We start from the raw sequence: 17,248 nt of genomic DNA on the forward strand, positions 1-17,248 counted from the left end.
CTATAGCCGATGCGCGGCACGGAAGTGGTTGAATTCCGCAGTGCGATGGCCCAGAGTCGCCGCCAACAAGTCGATTTTGATTGATGGAAACGACCATGAGCGACACTGACAACGCCGATCTCGAACAATTCCGCAACGAGACGCGCGCCTGGCTGGACGCGAACTGCCCGCCGGAGATGCGCAAGCCCGTGACGTCGGACACCGACGTGTTCTGGGGCGGGCGCAACGCAAAGTTCTCGTCCGAGCCGCAGCGCATCTGGTTCGAGCGCATGCGCGACAAGGGCTGGACCGTGCCTGATTGGCCGAAGCAATATGGCGGCGGCGGCCTCAGCGCCGCCGAGCACAAGGTGCTGCGCGCCGAGATGGCCAAGATGGGCGCGCGCCCGCCGCTGTCGAGCTTCGGCATCTGGATGCTCGGGCCGGCGCTCCTGAAATACGGCAACGACGCGCAGAAGCAGGAGCATCTGCCGAAGATCGCGGCGGGCGAGATCCGCTGGTGCCAGGGCTATTCCGAGCCGAACGCCGGCTCCGATCTCGCCTCGCTCCAGACCCGCGCCGAGAGCGACGGCGACGATTTCGTCATCACGGGTTCGAAGATCTGGACCTCCTACGCCAATTACGCCGACTGGATCTTCTGCCTCGTCCGCACCGATCCCGCGGCCAAGAAGCACGACGGCATCAGCTTCATCCTGTTCGACATGACCTCGAAGGGCGTGACGACCAAGCCGATCCTCTTGATCTCCGGCTACTCGCCGTTCTGCGAGACCTTCTTCGACGGCGTCCGCGTGCCGAAATCGCATGTGGTCGGCACGATCAATCGCGGCTGGGACGTCGCAAAATATCTGCTCCAGCACGAGCGCGCGATGATCTCAGGGATGGGCGAGCGCGGCGTCGGCCGTCCGCTCGGCCAGATCGCGGCCGACTCCGTTGGCTCCGACGCGCAAGGCAAGCTCGATGATGCCATGCTGCGTGCCGAGATCGCGACCTTCGATGTCGATGAAGCCGCGCTCGCCGCCTGCGCCGAGCGCGCGGTCGATCTCGCCAAGGCCGGGCAGGCGCATCCGGCGTTCTCGTCGGCGATGAAATATTACGGCACCGAGCTCAACAAGCGCCGCTACGAGATCCTGATGTCGGCCGGCGGCGTCGATGCGCTGGAGTGGGAGAGCGAGCGCTCCAAGCAGGGCGCTCGTCCGCGCGCCTGGCTGCGCACCAAGGCCAACTCGATCGAGGGCGGCACGAGCGAGGTCATGCTCGGCATCGTCGCCAAGCGCATCCTCGATTTGCCGGGGGCGTGAGGCTTTCCGTCGTTCCGGGGCGTCGCGAAGCGACGAACCCGGAACCTCGAGATTCCGGGTTCGATGCTGCGCATCGCCCGGAATGACTTCGACAAATATGCATTCCGCCAGACGTTAGAGACTGAACACCATGGCCCTCGTCCTCACTGAAGAACAATCCATGCTCCGCGACAGCGCGCGCGGGCTGATCAGCGACAAGGCGCCGGTGTCGCACCTGCGATCCTTGCGCGACTCCAAGGACCCGACCGGCTTCTCCAAGGAGCTGTGGCAGTCCTTCGCCGAGATGGGCTTTGCCGGCCTCCTGGTGCCTGAAGAGTTCGGCGGCAGCGGCCTCGGCGTCATGGAGGCCGGAATCGTCATGGAGGAGATCGGCCGCACCTTGATGCCGTCGCCCTTCCTCGCCACCAGCGTGGTCGCGGCCTCGGCGCTGAACCGCGGCGGCAATGCCGCGCAGAAGTCGGACTATTTGCCGAAGATCGCGAACGGCTCGCTGCTTGCGACGCTTGCGATCGACGAGGGGGCCAAGCACCGCCCGCTCCAGACCAACCTGCAGGCCGTGCGCGCCGGCAACGGTTTCAAACTTTCCGGCGCCAAGGCGCTGGTGGTTGACGGCCACGTCGCCGATCTCCTGATCGTCGCCGCGCGCACCTCTGGCTCCGCCGGCGAGCGCGACGGCCTGACGCTGTTCCTGGTGAACCCGAAGGCCAAGGGCGTCGCGATCGAGCGCACCATTATGGTCGATGCGCACAACGCGGCGCGGATCGAGCTTGCCAATGTCGAGGTCAATGCCGACAGCGTGCTCGGCGAGGTCGATCAGGGCGCTGGCCTGCTCGACGGCGTGCTCGATATCGGGCGCGGCGCGGTCGCAGCCGAAATGGTCGGCCTCAGCGACGAAGTCTTCAACCGCACAGTCGAGTACCTCAAGAACAGAAAGCAGTTCGGCAAGCTGATCGGTGAATTCCAGGCGTTGCAACACCGCGCCGCCGAACTCTATGTCGACATCGAAATCACCCGCGCCGCCACGATGAAGGCGCTACAGGCGCTGGATGCGGATGTCGCCAAGGCCGCCTCAGCCGTGGCCGTCGCAAAAGCGCGCGCCGGCACCACCGCGACCCGCGCGGTGCAGGAGGGCGTGCAGATGCATGGCGGCATGGGCATGACCGACCAGTTCGACATCGGCTTTTTCATGAAGCGCGCACGGGTGTGCGAGGAGTTGTTCGGCGACGCGAACTACCACACCGAGCAGCTCGCGCGGGCGCGGGGGTATTGAGGCGAGGCGCGTGCGACAAGGCACTCTGCGCTCCCTCCCCCCCTTGCGGGGGAGGGCGGGGGGAGAGGGGTAGCCCAGGAAAAGGTCTGTCAGCTCACGTGAAGGACGAAGGGATAGAGTGTGCCGTGTGGCACCCCTCTCCCTAACCCTCCCCCGCAAGGGGGGAGGGAACGCAGCGTACGCTTTGGCAACACCGTCAACGCAATGACGACGGCGAGACCGTTACCGCATCGGCGGCGCGTACTGCACGCCACCCGCGTTCCACAGCTGGTTCATGCCGCGCGGGATCTTCAGCTTCGACTTCTCGCCGATGTTGCGCTCGTACATCTCGCCGTAATTGCCGACGTTGCGGATGATGCGGACCACCCAGTCCTTGGTGAGGCCGAGCTGCTCGCCGTAATTGCCTTCGGCGCCGACCAGGCGCATCACCTCGGGCTTCTTCGACTTCAGCGCCTCGTCGATGTTCTCGGAGGACACGCCGAGTTCCTCGGCGTTGATCATGGCGTAGAGCGTCCACTTCACGATCATCATCCAGTCGTCGTCGCGCTGGCGCACGACGGGGGCGAGCGGCTCCTTGGAGATCATGTCCGGCAGGATCATGTGGTCGCCGGGCTTCGACAGGTTCAGCCGGAGCGCATAGAGCTGGGAGACGTCGGCGGAGAGCGTGTCGCACTTGCCGGTGTCGTAGCCCTTCACGACGTCATCCAGCTTGTCGAACTTCACCTCTTCATACTTCATGTTGTTGGCACGGAAGTAGTCGGCGACGTTGAGCGCCGTGGTGGTGCCGGTCTGCACGCAGACCTTGCTCCCGGTCAGGTCCAGCGCGGTCTCCTTGTTGCGCGAGCGCGGCAACATGAAGCCTGCGCCGTCGTAATAGGCGACCGCCGGGAAATAGAGGTCGTAGTCGAGCTCGCGCGCCATGCTCCAGGTCGAGTTGCGGGAGAGGATGTCGACCTTCCGGCTCTGCAATTCCTTGAATCGCTCGCTGGCGTCGAGCGGCACGAACTTGGCCTTGCTCGGGTCGTTGAAGATCGCGGCCGCGACGGCACGGCAGAAATCGACGTCGAAGCCGGTCCAGTTGCCCTTGTCGTCGGGGATCGAGAAGCCCGGCAGGCCCTTGTTGACACCGCACAGCACCTCGCCGCGGCGAACCGTGCGCTTCAGCGTGCGGGTGTCGTAGAACTCGTAGACGATGGCCAGAACGGCGACCAGCACGGCGACCGCGAGCCCGATCAGCAGGCCGCCTCGAAATGTGCGCATCATGTTGCTCTCTCGAAAAATCGGGAAAAGGAATCTTGGGGGAGGGCGCAGGGCATGATCGGGGAGATCATGCCCTGACGGTAGCCTTAGAGTTCAGGCTTCTGCCGGATGACGACCTTGGTGCCGACAGGGACGCGATCATAGAGATCGGCGACGTCGTTGTTGACGAGACGGAAGCAGCCCGAGGACACCTTGGTCCCGATCGTGTCGGGGCGATTGGTGCCGTGGATGCGGTAGACGGTGGTGCCGAGATACATGGCGCGCGCCCCGAGCGGATTGCCGGGGCCGCCGGCCATGAAGCGCGGCAGATAGGGCTGGCGCTGGATCATCTCCGGCGGCGGCGTCCAGTCCGGCCATTCCTTCTTGTTGGTGATGGTCACCAGCCCTTGCCATTGGAAACCGTCGCGGCCGACGCCGATGCCATAGCGGATCGCGCGCCCGCCGGGCTGAACCAGATAGAGGTGCCGTTCGGCGGTCGAGACGATGATGGTGCCGGGCGCCTCGGTGGTGCGGAAATAGACCACCTGCTTCTGCCATTCCGGATCGAGCTGATAGCTGTCATCGGCGACCAGGCCCGGCTCGTCGCCGCGGTCCGGCTGCTGGGCGAAGGCCTGCGGCGCGGACAGGATCAGTCCCATCGCAGCCAAGAACGTCCCGGTCAGGCGACGAAAATCGGTCATGTGAAGCTCTCCCCGCTGCCACAGCGCAAATCATTCGGAACCATCAAATCTCAGGGGCAAGTTCATGGCAAGTTGATGGCACGCCCGGCAGGTATGTCACGAGAATGGCTATGGTTTTTTGACGGGCCCCGGGCAATGCCACAAACAGGGGATGGCGCGAAAAGCCGTATTTGTCGCGGCGAAGGCGGTGCACTCCCTCCCCCGCTTGCGGGGGAGGGTCGGGGAGAGGGTACCTCCGCGATGGGACACTCCCCCAGAGGAGAGAACTCACCCGCCGTGCTCTTCGAGCACGTCGGCCTCTCCCGCAAGCGGGAGAGGCTGAGCCCGGGGCCAGACCACCTGCATCAAGATGCATCGAGTCAGATCTTATTGCTCTCCGCCGCGATCCCCAGCCGCCGCACGATCTCGGCCCCGACGGCGCGGGCCTCGATACGCGAGCCGATGCGCGGGCTGCGAAACCGTCGTCCCGAGCGCAGGCGGATCGTGACGATGCAGTGCTCGTCCTCCGAGCGGCCGCGACGGTCCACGCTGATCGTCTTCACGTCGCGCCCCTCGATATGGTCCACGCGCGGCGTACCGTCGCCCCACAAGCGTTCGACGCGGATATCGCTCTCGCGGATGATCCAGAACGCGCCGGTCACGAGATTGGCGTAGCGGTACACGGCGAACGCCGCGAGCGCACCGAGCGGCAGCAGCAGGATGTCGACATGGCTGGGCGGCCACCCGCGCCAGAGCTTGTAGGCGTAGGGCACGGCGGACAGTGCGACGGCGATCAGCGCGACGATGCGGATGTCTCGCGCGGAAAACGGCTCGAGCGGCTCGCCAAGAAGCATCTCGGGATTGCTGGCATCGAGTGGATTGCGAGGTGCCTCGACATTGGGGACCTCGAACTGCGCGGCGATCCGCGCCACGGTGTCATGCACATGCGTGACGTCGGAGATCGGCGGGGAGGTAAGGCGCTCGCCCGAAGCGAGCGTGAAGACGAGCTGAAAGCGGGCTTTCACCCGCTTGCTGCCGGGAACTTGCAGTCCGCTGATGTCGTCCTTCCCGACGACCCGCGTCTGGAGCTTTCCGAACGGACGCTGCCGCCCGATCAAGATCTCGTTCGGTGTGATGATCCACACCACCGCCGGCGCCATCATGATGCCGATGACGAACCCTGTTCCCACGAGCAGCGCGACCACGGAGATGATGATTTCCAGGGGATCGTGCGTGAACAGGCCCGGCGTGAAGCACAGCGCGACGGCGGCGGCAGAGCCGGCCATGACCAGCCGCTGCGCGATCGAGGAGCCTTCACGAAGGCGGATGTCGGTGCTGGTGGTCGCGTCGGCCATTGCGGGCGGCTGATTCCGTCGCCCGCGAAACTCCACGGACGGGTCCGTGGAGTCAAGCTGCAACCGAAAGCCGCTGATGCGGTATCAGCTGTTGACGTTCAGCAGCCCGGCGACGGTGCGGTCGATCTGGTCGTAGGCGCCTTCGCCCTCATGCTGGAACACGATCTTGCCGCTCTGGTCGATGATGTATTGCGCCGGCCAATACTGGTTGCGATAGGCGTTCCAGGTCTTGGAGTCATTGTCCTGCGCCACCGGATAGGTGATGCCGTGGCGCTTCAGCGCGGCCTGGACGTTGGAGGCGGAGCGCTCGAACGGGAATTCCGGCGTGTGCACGCCGACCACGACGAGACCCTTGTCCTTGTATTTGGCATAGAGATCGGTGACGTGCGGCAGCGTGTTGACGCAGTTGACGCAGCCATAGGTCCAGAAGTCGACCAGCACGACCTTGCCGCGCAGGTCGGCGATGCCAAGCGGTTTCGAGTTGAACCAGGTGTTGATGCCGGTGAAGTCAGGCGCGGCCTGTTGGCTCGCGGCCGCCACCTGGACCGGCGTTGCCGCGGCGGCGACGACAGGCGTTGCGCGCGCGGCCTCGTCGCAGATGCCGGGGATGACGGCGCCGGTGACGGCCATGCCGACCAGGGCGGCGGAAACGGCGAGCAGTTTGACAGTCATGGACGTGTTCTCCGTTGGGATGATCACAGGCCGATCTGGCCGGTGGGATAGAAGCCGGTGAGCCACGCCACGATCAGCGTGTCGTATTGGAAGTAGGCGGCGACCGCGAAGCCGATCACGACGACGCCAAAGCCCTGCTGCAGCCGCGGCGAGATCCGCGCGAGGCTGCGCACCCGCGTGGTCGCGGCCTGTCCGCCATAGGCGATCGCCAGCATCGGGATCGCCGCGCCAATCGCATAGGCGACCAGCAGCGTGCCGGCCCAGGCCAGATTCTTCGAGGTCGCAACCAGCGTCAGGATCGAGCCGAGCGACGGGCCTGCGCAGGCGTCCAGACCAGGCCCAGCGTGGTGCCGAGGACGAGCCCGCCAAGCGCGCCCTCGCGCTGCGTGGCGCTCGCAGCGCCAAGGTCGAGCCAGCCATTGAGCCGGATCGACAGCCATTCGAACGGCGCCGGCCACAACATCAGCAGGCCGAAACCGAGCAGCAGAATCGCAGCGGCCTCGCGCAGCACATTCGGATCGAAATCGAATGCCCGCGTGAGCGCGCCGAGCAGCAGCGCGACGGCGGAGAACGAGACGACGAAGCCGAGCGCGATCATCGCTGGCCGCAGATGCCCCGCGCGCCCGATCGAGGCGCCAAGCAGGATCGGCAGCATCGGCAGGGTGCACGGCGCGGCGATGGTGAGGATGCCGGCGAGGAGAGCGAAGAGCAGTTCGAGCATGGAGCCCTCGTGATGGAGGTCACGAGGGCAGTTCGGAGTGGGTGAGGCGGTCGTTACGCCGTGTCACACGTTCGTGACGGGGCGGTTGTTTCCAGTGTAGCTCGCAGGCGGCGATGCAGGGGCACTCCGCCAGCCGCAGCGACGGTGCGCTCCCTCCCCCCTTGCGGGGGAGGGCGGGGGAGAGGGGTGGCCCAGGAAACGGTCTATCCGCCTGCGATCGTGCCGCGGGCACGAATCGTTGGAGTCCCCGTGCGGTACCCCTCTCCCTGCCCCTCCCCCGCAAGGGGGGGAGGGAATGAGAGAGCGGTGCCCACCTAACCCAGCAGGAGAGGCAGGAGTCCGCGGCAGCGCCTCAGGCCCAAACAGAAAACGACCCGGACGGGGGCATCGTCCGGGTCGCTGGAGGTCCTTGGGAGGTTTAACGAAAACCGTATGTGGGCTTTATAGGAGGGAAGTTTTTCCGCCTGATGTTGTGCTTCGTTTCAATTGTTTCGTCGGCGGTAACACTTCCGTGTCCGGGGACAGGGCCTGGGTTTCGGTCCTATCCCGTTGAATTCCTTGGATTTACGCGGCGAAACGATCGACGCCGGCGCCCTTAAGCAAATCGGCCAGCTGCTTGCGGGCGTAGAACATGCGGGTCTTCACCGTGCTCTGGGGGATGCCGATGATCTGCCCGACCTCCTCCACCGACTTCTCGTGGTAGTAGACGAGGTTGATGATCTCGCGATGCGCGGGCGACAGTTTTGCGACGCAGGCGCGCAGGATGGCGCTGGTGTCGCTGCGGTCGAGCGAGGTCTCCGGCGTGTCGGTGTCGTCAGGGATCTGGCGCACGTCCTCCTGGTCGATGTCCTCGAAGCGCCGCTGGCGCATCGCGGTCAACGCCTTGAAGCGTGCGATCGAGAGCAGCCAGGTCGAGACCTGCGAGCGACCCTGGAATTGGCCGGCAGTCCGCCACACGTCCAAGAACACCTGGCTGACGAGGTCTTCCGCTGTGGTGGCATCGCGCACGATGCGCAGGATGAAGCGATAGACCCGCACATTGTGTCGGCAATAAAGGATGTGCATGGACGTCCGGTTGCCGTCGGCAATGCTCTCCAGAAGCATATCGTCCGAGGTCGCTTGAGCGGCAATGATGCTCTGGCTGGCCTGGGCGTTGATGGCGATGACGTTCGGCATTGACTTAGCTCCCCGGTGCGCCGCAACCGAGCGGCGTTTCCTTGGACCAAAGTGTTAATCAGCCAACGTTTCGGGACGTCTGCACGAAAAGCGGAAAATGGTTTCGTGCGCCGCCAAATTGTTTCGTCGAAAAGGGCACGACGAAACATTCGCGGCAAAAAATCGTGGAATTTCAATGTAGGGAAAATACGGGGGTGACGATTTGGCGGCGCCTTGTGTCGTTAGGAACGAATTTGCGGCTCTTGCGTTCGGTCGCGCGGCACCTACGAGGTGTCGTCCCGGGGCGCGAAGCGAGCCCGGGACCCATAACCATAGGGAGGGGTTTGGCGAAGACTCGGAGTTACGAGCTCCGCGTCATAACCACGGCCTGTGGTTATGGATCCCGGATCAGCGCTTCGCTGCGCTACGCTTGTCGGGGACGACAGCGGAGTGTGAGCCTGCTTACGCCTTCTCGCCGCGGGCGAGAACAGATAGCCGCCGCCGCGGATGGTGCGGATCACGGCGGGCTTGGTCGGGTCGGGCTCGATCTTGCGGCGGATGCGCATGATGCGCAGGTCGACCGCGCGGTCGAAGGCTTCGGCGTCGCGCGCATTGGCAAGCTCGAGCAGGCGCTCGCGCGACAGCACGCGCTTCGGATTGGCCGCGAACACTTTCAACAGCCCGAACTCGGACGCGGTCAGCGGATGCTCGTTGCCCTCGTCGTCGCGCAAGGCCTGCGCTTCGAGATCGAGCCATTTGGTGCCGAAGCGCACCAGCTGGTCCTTGTCGGATTTCGCCGCCGCGGCTTCCGCCGCCGCCGCCTTCACCGGCGTGCTCCGGCGCAGCACCGAACGGATGCGCGCCATCAGCTCGCGCAGCTCGCAGGGCTTTGCGACATAGTCGTCGGCGCCGAGCTCGAGGCCGACGACGCGGTCGATCGGGCTCGCGGTCGCGGTGAGCATGATGACCGGCACGTTGATGCGGCTCTTGAGGTCGCGGATGATCGAGAGGCCGTCTTCCTCCGGCATGTTGAGGTCGAGCACGACGAGATCGGGCATGCTGCCCTGGATCGCGGCGCGGAGCGACTTGCCGCCGTCACACAGCGTCACGGTGAAGCCGTGCATCTTGAGGTAATCGCCGACCATCTCCCGGGCCGGGGCCTCGTCGTCGACGATCATGATGTGCTGGCTTTGGGTCATGTCACTTCAGAATCCAGGATCTTGGATCTCGGTACTCAAATCACGGCATCTCGGTCGCGGGCAGGGTGATGGTGAAGGTCGCGCCCTTGCCGGGGCCCTCGCTCTCGGCCGTCACCTCGCCGCCATGCATGTCGATAATACGCTTGACGATGGAAAGCCCAAGCCCCGTCGAGCTCTCGCCCGCGGTCGGCTTGGCGGACAGCCGCTGGAACCGGCCGAACAGGCGGCCGAGATCTTCCGGCGACAGGCCGGCGCCTTCGTCGCTGACCCGGATGATGGTGTCGCTGCCCTCATGGGTGACGGCGACGCCGATCTTGCCGCCGATCGGCGAATACTTGATCGCGTTGCTGATGAGGTTGTCGATCGCCTCGCGGATGCGGTCGGTGTCGCACATGGTGACGATGTTGGGCGGGGCGGTGACGCTGATCATCTGCTGCTTGTTGACCGCGAGCGGCTGGTTGGCGTCGGCGACCTCCTTCACCAGCGCTGCGACGTCGACCGGCTCGCGGCGGATGGTGATGTCGAAGGCATCGGCCATCGCGTCCGAGATCAGATGGTCGACCATCGTGGTCAGCCGCTTGGTGGCGTCGCGGATGTGATCGACCTGGGAGACCACGCCGCTGGCCGACGCACCGGTCGAGATCAGCTCCTTCAGCATCTCGGTACGGCCGAGGATGACGCCGAGCGGGTTCTTCAGATCATGCGCGACGGTGCCCAGAATCTCGTTCTTGAAGCCGTTGGCGCGCTGCAGCCGCAGCCATTGCGCCGAGAGGCGGCGGTTGGCCTGCATCAGTGCGCGGGTGCGCTGGGCGACGCGATCCTCCAGCTGCGTGTTGGCGTCCTGGAGCTGCTGGTAGAGGATCACGTTGTCGAAGGCGATCGAGAGCCGGCTGGAGAAGATCTCGACCAGCGAGCGGTCGGTCTCGGACAATTCGCGCTCGGCCTGCAGCAGCACCACCACCTCGCGGCCAGATCCGGTGCGCAGATAGATCACGCTGCGATGGTCGGCGAACTCGTTCTTGCGGCGCTGGAACGCGGCTTCCACGAGCTCGCGCAAGTCAGGGTCGAGCGCCCGCGACGAGGTGGTGCCGATGAAGCGGCTGTAGCAGCCGCTCCCCGCAAGCACCGAGAGCTCGGGATCGACGCCGCCATTGTCGCGCAGCACCAGTATACCGGCGCAGTCGACATTGAGCAGCGAGGCGAGCTGGGTCAGCACGCCCTCGGCGAGCCGCTGCATCGACTTGAAGTCGTACAGCGTCGAGGCCGCGTCGATGATGATCTCGAGCCCGCGCCGCGTCTGCACCATGCGCTCGAGCTGCTGATAGGAGCGCAGCGCCGCGGTCAGCGAGGTGAACAGCTTGTCGGCGGTGAGCTCGGTCTTGGCCTTGTAGTCGTTGATGTCGTACTGCACGATCACGCGCCGCTCCGGCGCCTGGCCGGGCTGGCCGGTGCGCAGGATGATGCGCACGGTCTCGTTCTTGAGCTCGTTGCGGATGAACTCGACCAGCTCGAGGCCGGCGACGTCGGTCTCCATGATGACGTCGAGCAGCACCGCGGCGATGTCGCCGTGCTCGGCCATCAGCTTGCGGCCTTCGGCCGCGGAATGCGCCGAGAGGATCTCCAGGCTCTGGCCGTTGAGGCTGTAGTCGGACAGCGCGAAGCGGGTGCCGTCGTGCACGGCCGGATCGTCGTCGATGACGGCGATCTTCCATCTCCGTGCGTTCTGGTCCTCCGGCGCGGTACCGGTGTCGTCGATCAGGTGGAGGACATCGTCCTGTTCGGCCATTGAGAAGTCCCGTCAGTCTCTGTGCTTTGCGCGCCGCCCTTGGCGACCCGCGGCATGATAATCCGAAAAGTAGTGCCTTGTCCCAGCTTGGATTCCAGCATCATGCGTCCGCCAAGCTGCTGGGTCACCAGGTTATAGACGATATGAAGGCCGAGTCCCGTGCCACCTTCGTTGCGCCGGGTGGTAAAGAATGGGTCAAAGGCCTGGCGCTGCACGTCGGGGGTCATGCCGGCCCCGTCATCGGTGAAGATGATCTCGATGTCCTCGGTCCCGCGCGGTCGCGCCGAGATCGTGATGGTGCCGGCGCGCCCGTCGGCGAAGGCATGGTTGGCAGCGTTGAGGAAGAGATTGGTCAGGATCTGGCCGTAGGAGCCGGGATAGCCGTCGAGCAGCAGCCCCTCGGGCACGTCGACCTTGAGCGTGATCGGCGAGCGCTTCAGCACCGGCCTCAGGCTGGCGATGATCTGCTCGGTTGCTTCGCTGAGTGAGAACTGCCGCCGCTCGGCATGGGAGCGGTCGACCGCCACCTGCTTGAACGACTGGATCAGCTCGCCGGCGCGGGTGAGGTTGGCGACCAGCTGCTGCGAGGCATCGCGCGAGGACTGCACGAATTCGTCGAGCTGCGAGCGGCGCAGACCGCCCTCGCCCTTGAGCTGGGCCTCGAAGATCTCGGTGCGCCGGGCAAAGCTCGAGGCCACCGTCAGGCTGATGCCGATCGGGTTGTTGACCTCGTGCGCGACGCCGGCGACGAGGCCGCCGAGGGCTGCGAGCCGCTCGGCGTCGATCAGGTTCTGCTGCGCAGCGTTGAGCTCGAGCAGCGCGCTCTCGGCTTTCTCCTTGGAGGCGCGCAGCTCGTCTCGGTCTGGCGCTTGGCGATCGCGTTCTCGCGGAATACCTCCACCGCGCGCGCCATGGCGCCGACCTCGTCGCGCGCCTTGGTGCCCTGCACCTCGCGATCGAGATCGCCGAGCGTGATGGCGCGCATCGCCGCCATGATCTGCTGCAGCGGCAGGCGGATCGACAGCGCGATCAGCACGCCGGCGGTGAGGATGATGCCGAGGAAGATCACCGCGATCGACAGCACGCGGCGGGAGATGTCGGCCAGCGTGCGGTCGAAGGTCTCCTGCGCCTTCTGCTCGCGCTGGCGCATCTTGGTCGAGAGATCGTCGATGGCGCCGATCGCCTCGGCCTGGCTGGCGTCGATGGTGTTGCGGAGCAGCTCGGTGCGGCTCGCGAGCTGCTCGGACAGCTTTGCAAAGCCCTCGCGCAGCGCCGTGGTGCGGGTCGCGAGCTTTTCAAGCGCCATCTTCTGCAGGTCGTTGTCGGCGAGATCGAGCATGACCGGGATGGTCTTCTCGATCGTCTCGGTGTTGTGGCGCGCGTCGTCGGCGGCGCCTGACGACTGCGACAGATAGTAGGAATTGGCGGCGACCAGCATCGCGGTGAAGGCCTCGCGGGACTTGCCGAGTGAGGGCCAGATCAGCGCGTCGCGATGGCCGGTGGCGCCTTCGATGATGGAATAGAGGCCGGCCATGTCCTTGGCCGGGCCCTGCACCTGCTCCTCATAGGTTTTGGCAATGGTGGCCTGCACGCTGCGCAGCTCGCCAAAGCCGTTGAGGAAGCGGTCGGTGGTGCGCTCGAGCTCCTCGACCGAGCCGGACAGCATCGGGTCCTTGGCGGCGCGGTTGGTCAGCGTGCCCAGCACCGCCTCGCGCAGCAGCAGGATCTCGGCGAACAGGTCCGGGCTCGGCTGGTTGATGTAGCGGTGGATCAGGTTCTGCAGCCGCCCGGTCTCGCTCTCGAGCAGCGCCAGGATGCGGTCGGACTCGCGCACCTGGCGGACGTCGCCCCAGGCCGAGCCCAGCACCTGCGCGCCGTTCCAGATCATCCCGACCAGCACCACCACCACCGGCGGAGTTCAGGGGCCGCGATGCGACAGGATGCGCCAGCGGATCGGCACCGCCCGGAGCAGGCCGACGAGACGCGCGCGCAGCCGCCCGATCGGGCCGGGGGCCCGGTCTGGATGATCGCTGTGTCCAAGCGCGGCCAACGCGGCTCACTCCACCTTGCGAATGCGTTCGATCAGCGCGGCCGCGGCGGGATCGCGCGCGGCCTTGGCGTAGATCGGCGCCATCGCGTCCTCTAACGGCTTGCGGTCGATGTCCTTGACGACGGTGATGCCGGCGGCTTCCGCCTTGCGTTGCGACTGTTCCTCGAGGTCGCGCCACTTCTCGCGCATGAAGCGGCTGGAGCGAAGCGCCGCCTCGCGGAAGATCTTCTGATCGTCCACCGAGAGGCTCCGCCAGGCCTTGAGCGAGATCACCAGCACCTCCGGGCTCATCGTGTGCTCGGTCAGCGTGTAATGGCCCGCATATTTGTAATGGTCCGTCGTCACGAAGGATGGCCAGTTGTTTTCCGCCCCGTCGATCAGATGCGTCGCAAGCCCGGTGAGCACCTGCCCGTAGGGAAGCTCGACCGGCACGGCGCCGAGCGAGCGGATCATGTCGCTCATCAACTCCGATTGCTGCACCCGGATCCTCAGGCCTTTGAGATCCGCAATGCTCGTCACCGGACGGTCGCCGTTGTAGATCGACCGCGCCCCGGAATCGTAGAACGCGAGCCCGACGAAGCCGTAAGGCTCGAAGCTGCCGAGGATCTCGTTGCCGATCGGTCCGTCCAGCACCTTCTGCATGTGCTCGATGGACCGGAACAAGAACGGCATGGCGAGCACGTTCATGGCCGGAACGAAATTGCCGATCAGCGCCACATTGGTCCGGTTGAGGTCGATCGCGCCGGCCCGGGTCTGCTCGATGGTCTCTTTTTCCTCTCCGAGCTGGCGGGAGTGGAATACCTTGATCTCGTGCCGGCCGCCCGTGCGTTCGCTGATCAGGGCGCCCATGTAGCGCAGCGCCTGGACGGTCGGATAGTCTTCGGTCTGGGTGTCGGCGGCGCGGAATTCGCGCGCCGCGGCGTCCGTCGCACAGATGGCGAGCAGAAGCGCAACGAAGATCACCCCGGTCCGCGAGAGTTCGGCACGGTTTAGCACTGGCACACTCAACCCCTCAGAGATGGAGTCTATGGCAGGAGCAAAAGGTTCAATGCAATCTAGCAGATGGTTAAGGGAAGGCCATCCCGGCGGAACCGCTGCCGATTGTGCGGCGCGGTCGAAGCGCATTGGCGGTTGAAACCGCCAATGCCGGGCCTTAAGCAAAGGCTGCCGCTTTGGTCGTGCGGGCACGGGAAGAGCCATGGTGACTTCAGCATTGCGCCTTTTGCAGGTCGTTGCCGCCGCTGCGGTCCTCGCATTCACGCCACGGGCACAAGCGGCAACCGACATCGCCTGGTGGCACGCGATGTCGGGCGAGCTCGGCAAGCAGCTCGAAAAGCTCGCCGCCGACTTCAACGCCTCGCAATCCGATTACCGCATCGTCCCGACCTACAAGGGCAATTACACCGAGACGGTGACGGCGGCGATCTTCGCTTTCCGCTCGCGCAGCCAGCCCGCGATCGTCCAGGTCAACGAGGTCGCCACCGCCACCATGACGGCCGCCAAGGGCGCGATCTATCCGGTGTTCAGCCTGATGCGGGACCAGGGCGAGCCGTTCTCGCTGAACGATTACCTGCCCGCGGTCTCCGGCTACTACACCGACGCGAGCGGCAACCTGCTGTCCTTCCCGTTCAATTCCTCGACACCGATCCTCTACTACAACAAGACCATGTTCCGCGACGCCGGCCTCGATCCGGAGACGCCGCCAAGAACCTGGCCCGAGCTCGGTGCCGCCGCAAAGCGCCTGCGCGAGCGCGGCGCGGTGTGCGGGTTCACCACGTCCTGGCCGTCCTGGATCCATGTCGAGAATCTTTCCGCCTTCCACAATCTGCCGCTGGCGACCCGCACCAACGGCTTTGCCGGCCTCGATGCGGCGCTCACCATCAACAATCCCGTTGTCGTCAAGCACGTCGCCCAGCTCGCTGAATGGCAGCAGACCAAGGCGTTCGACTATAGCGGCCGCGGGCAGGCGGCCGAGCCGCGCTTCCAGAAGGGCGAGTGCGGCATCTTCATCGGCTCCTCGGCAACGCGCGCCGACATCAAGGCAAATTCGAAATTCGAGATCGGCTATGGCCTGATGCCGTACTGGCCCGACGTGAAGGACGCGCCGCAGAACTCGATCATCGGCGGCGCCACGCTGTGGGTGCTGCGCGACCGGCCGCGCCAGGAATACAAGGGCGTGGCGCGGTTCTTCGCCTATCTGTCGCAGCCCGGCGTGCAGGCCGCCTGGCACCAGAACACCGGCTATTTGCCGATCACCCGCGCCGCCTACGAGCTGACGCGCGCGCAAGGTTTTTACGAGCGCAATCCGGGCTCGGCGATCTCGTTCGAGGAGATTACGCTGCATCCGCCGACGGAGAATTCGAAGGGCATCAGGCTCGGCTCCTTCGTGCTGATCCGCGGCGCGATCGAGGACGAGCTGGAGCAGGCCTTCGCCGGCCAGAAGAGCGCGCAATCCGCGCTCGATTCCGCGGTCGAGCGCGGCAACAAGCTGCTCCGCCAGTTCGAGCGCGCCAGCCCGGACCGCTAGCCGCAACGCGGATCGCCGGACTGCTCCCGCGCGGGGGGACCATCATTCGCCGGCCGAACCTGATCGGATATCACGCAACCCGGAAGTGTGCGCGATCTCACACGCAACGGCTTCGTCGCCTGCGATAATCCCGCATGCGTGACGCCAGGCCGGCGCCAGCGCATGCCGCTCGCCGGCACGAATGATCTCGAGATTGTTTCATCCATCCATATTCGGAAAGTGCAATGGAGATCCTCAATGCCCTGCACATGTTGCATCATCCCGAACGACGTTCTGACCAAGCTTTCCCAGGACAAGAAGCTGTCCGCCCCGCTGCGCAAGCAGCTGGTCGACACGGTCCAGATCAGCCATGAACTGCGCGAATTGCGCAATCAGGCCGCGCGATTGACCAGCGTTGCGGCGGCGCGTTCGGCCGGCCTCGTGACACTGGCTACAGTGCCGGCCGTCACGGTCTACGACTGCAAGCACACGCAGACGCTGCCGGGCACGCCGGTGTCGAAGCCGAAGACGTCCTCCGACGGGTCGGTCAAGCGCACCTTCAACCAGACTTCCAAGGTCGCGAAATTCTACCAGCAGGTCTTCAACCGCAATTCGATCGACGATCACGGCATGACCATGATGTCGTCGGTCCATTTCGGCGAGAACTACAACAACGCGATGTGGAACGGGTCGCAGATGATCTATGGCGACGGCGATGGCAGTATCTTCGTCGACTTCACCAGGGGCAACGACGTCATCGGCCATGAGCTCACCCATGGCGTGACCCAGCACAGTCTGCAGCTCGCCTATAGCGGCGATGCCGGCGGCCTCAACGAGAGCATCTCCGACTGCTTCGGCTCGATGTTCCGGCAGTGGGAGGCCAAGCAGGACGTCAAGAAGGCCGACTGGCTGATCGGCAAGGACATCATGGGGCCGGCCGCCAAGAAGAAGGGTTTTGGCTGCCTGCGCGACATGGCCAATCCCGCCGCCAAGCATTGCCTCGCGCCGCAGCCGACCAAATATTCGCAAATCACGCCCGGCATGGATCCGCATTATTCCAGCGGCCCGCCGAACCTCGCCTTCTACACGGCCTGCACCACGCTCGGCGGAAACAGTTGGGCCAGGATCGGGCAGGTGTGGTACCTTGCGCTGACCGGTTTCGGGCCGGCGCCGCACATGACGATGAAGGCGTTTGCAGCGCGGACCCGGCAGGGTGCCCAGACGTTGTATCCCGGCGAGCCTCCGGTCTTCGCCGCCGTCGATGCGGGATGGAAGAAGGTCGGGCTGTAAACCGGTTGCAGCGCTACGAAAGGAAGGAAG

Annotated in this window: 11 protein-coding genes and 3 pseudogenes; 4 read left to right on the forward strand and 10 right to left on the reverse strand. The window is 65.2% G+C overall.

From position 1 onward, the window contains the following. The first annotated feature begins 95 nt into the window (after positions 1 to 95). Both FOM02_RS03030 and FOM02_RS03035 read left to right on the forward strand, forming a co-directional pair. A complete protein-coding gene (locus tag FOM02_RS03030) occupies positions 96 to 1,295 on the forward strand; it encodes an acyl-CoA dehydrogenase family protein (RefSeq protein WP_027563190.1) in 1,200 nt (399 codons plus the stop codon). Positions 1,296 to 1,425: 130 nt separating this feature from the next. Continuing rightward, positions 1,426 to 2,565: an acyl-CoA dehydrogenase family protein gene (locus FOM02_RS03035; protein WP_027563189.1), complete on the forward strand. Its 1,140-nt coding sequence runs from the start codon at positions 1,426 to 1,428 to the stop codon at positions 2,563 to 2,565. 222 nt (positions 2,566 to 2,787) lie between these two features. Here the strand turns inward: FOM02_RS03035 and FOM02_RS03040 are convergent, their stop codons facing one another. From FOM02_RS03040 to FOM02_RS03090, 10 genes and pseudogenes are all read right to left on the reverse strand, one after another. After that, positions 2,788 to 3,825 carry an amino acid ABC transporter substrate-binding protein gene (locus FOM02_RS03040; RefSeq protein WP_265442288.1) on the reverse strand — a complete coding sequence of 346 codons (1,038 nt, stop codon included), beginning with the start codon at positions 3,823 to 3,825 and terminating at the stop codon, positions 2,788 to 2,790. 86 nt (positions 3,826 to 3,911) lie between these two features. Then, a complete protein-coding gene (locus FOM02_RS03045; protein ID WP_027563187.1) occupies positions 3,912 to 4,505 on the reverse strand; it encodes a L,D-transpeptidase family protein in 594 nt (197 codons plus the stop codon). 359 nt (positions 4,506 to 4,864) lie between these two features. Then, complete coding sequence (locus tag FOM02_RS03050) at positions 4,865 to 5,839, reverse strand: hypothetical protein (RefSeq protein WP_027563186.1); 975 nt, start codon at positions 5,837 to 5,839, stop codon at positions 4,865 to 4,867. Between the two features lie 84 nt (positions 5,840 to 5,923). Continuing rightward, positions 5,924 to 6,511: a thioredoxin family protein gene (locus tag FOM02_RS03055; RefSeq protein WP_027563185.1), complete on the reverse strand. Its 588-nt coding sequence runs from the start codon at positions 6,509 to 6,511 to the stop codon at positions 5,924 to 5,926. 23 nt (positions 6,512 to 6,534) lie between these two features. Next, a pseudogene (locus FOM02_RS46740) lies at positions 6,535 to 7,232 on the reverse strand (cytochrome c biogenesis CcdA family protein). Between the two features lie 564 nt (positions 7,233 to 7,796). Continuing rightward, positions 7,797 to 8,408, reverse strand: a complete 612-nt coding sequence (locus FOM02_RS03070) for a sigma-70 family RNA polymerase sigma factor (protein ID WP_027563183.1) — start codon at positions 8,406 to 8,408, stop codon at positions 7,797 to 7,799. Between the two features lie 446 nt (positions 8,409 to 8,854). Continuing rightward, a pseudogene (locus FOM02_RS03075) lies at positions 8,855 to 9,586 on the reverse strand (response regulator); the annotation flags it as partial. Positions 9,587 to 9,626: 40 nt separating this feature from the next. Beyond that, a complete protein-coding gene (locus FOM02_RS03080) occupies positions 9,627 to 11,372 on the reverse strand; it encodes a DUF3369 domain-containing protein (RefSeq protein ID WP_027563181.1) in 1,746 nt (581 codons plus the stop codon). After that, positions 11,342 to 13,374 (reverse strand): annotated as a pseudogene (locus tag FOM02_RS03085) (ATP-binding protein). The gene FOM02_RS03080 and the pseudogene FOM02_RS03085 overlap by 31 nt, the downstream one beginning before the upstream one ends. A gap of 54 nt (positions 13,375 to 13,428) precedes the next feature. Next, positions 13,429 to 14,424, reverse strand: a complete 996-nt coding sequence (locus FOM02_RS03090) for a TRAP transporter substrate-binding protein (protein WP_027563179.1) — start codon at positions 14,422 to 14,424, stop codon at positions 13,429 to 13,431. Positions 14,425 to 14,620: 196 nt separating this feature from the next. On the opposite strand from FOM02_RS03090, the gene ugpB reads away from it, so the two are divergent. Together ugpB and FOM02_RS03100 are read left to right on the forward strand one after the other, a co-directional pair. Then, positions 14,621 to 15,949 (forward strand): sn-glycerol-3-phosphate ABC transporter substrate-binding protein UgpB, encoded by a 1,329-nt coding sequence (gene ugpB, locus FOM02_RS03095; RefSeq protein WP_035730616.1) that lies wholly within the window; start codon positions 14,621 to 14,623, stop codon positions 15,947 to 15,949. Between the two features lie 237 nt (positions 15,950 to 16,186). Continuing rightward, complete coding sequence (locus FOM02_RS03100; protein WP_027563177.1) at positions 16,187 to 17,218, forward strand: M4 family metallopeptidase; 1,032 nt, start codon at positions 16,187 to 16,189, stop codon at positions 17,216 to 17,218. The last annotated feature ends 30 nt before the right edge of the window (positions 17,219 to 17,248 follow it).

Source organism: Bradyrhizobium sp. SEMIA (assembly GCF_014844175.1).
GTDB lineage: Bacteria > Pseudomonadota > Alphaproteobacteria > Rhizobiales > Xanthobacteraceae > Bradyrhizobium > Bradyrhizobium arachidis.

Bases quoted from the DNA above. Each gene is read 5' to 3' on its own strand.
- FOM02_RS03030 (WP_027563190.1), top strand. From the start codon at position 96: ATGAGCGACACTGACAACGCCGATCTCGAACAATTCCGCAACGAGACG.
- FOM02_RS03035 (WP_027563189.1), top strand. From the start codon at position 1,426: ATGGCCCTCGTCCTCACTGAAGAACAATCCATGCTCCGCGACAGCGCG.
- FOM02_RS03040 (WP_265442288.1), bottom strand. From the start codon at position 3,825: ATGCGCACATTTCGAGGCGGCCTGCTGATCGGGCTCGCGGTCGCCGTG.
- FOM02_RS03045 (WP_027563187.1), bottom strand. From the start codon at position 4,505: ATGACCGATTTTCGTCGCCTGACCGGGACGTTCTTGGCTGCGATGGGA.
- FOM02_RS03050 (WP_027563186.1), bottom strand. From the start codon at position 5,839: ATGGCCGACGCGACCACCAGCACCGACATCCGCCTTCGTGAAGGCTCC.
- FOM02_RS03055 (WP_027563185.1), bottom strand. From the start codon at position 6,511: ATGACTGTCAAACTGCTCGCCGTTTCCGCCGCCCTGGTCGGCATGGCC.
- FOM02_RS03070 (WP_027563183.1), bottom strand. From the start codon at position 8,408: ATGCCGAACGTCATCGCCATCAACGCCCAGGCCAGCCAGAGCATCATT.
- FOM02_RS03080 (WP_027563181.1), bottom strand. From the start codon at position 11,372: ATGGCCGAACAGGACGATGTCCTCCACCTGATCGACGACACCGGTACC.
- ugpB (WP_035730616.1), top strand. From the start codon at position 14,621: ATGGTGACTTCAGCATTGCGCCTTTTGCAGGTCGTTGCCGCCGCTGCG.
- FOM02_RS03100 (WP_027563177.1), top strand. From the start codon at position 16,187: ATGCCCTGCACATGTTGCATCATCCCGAACGACGTTCTGACCAAGCTT.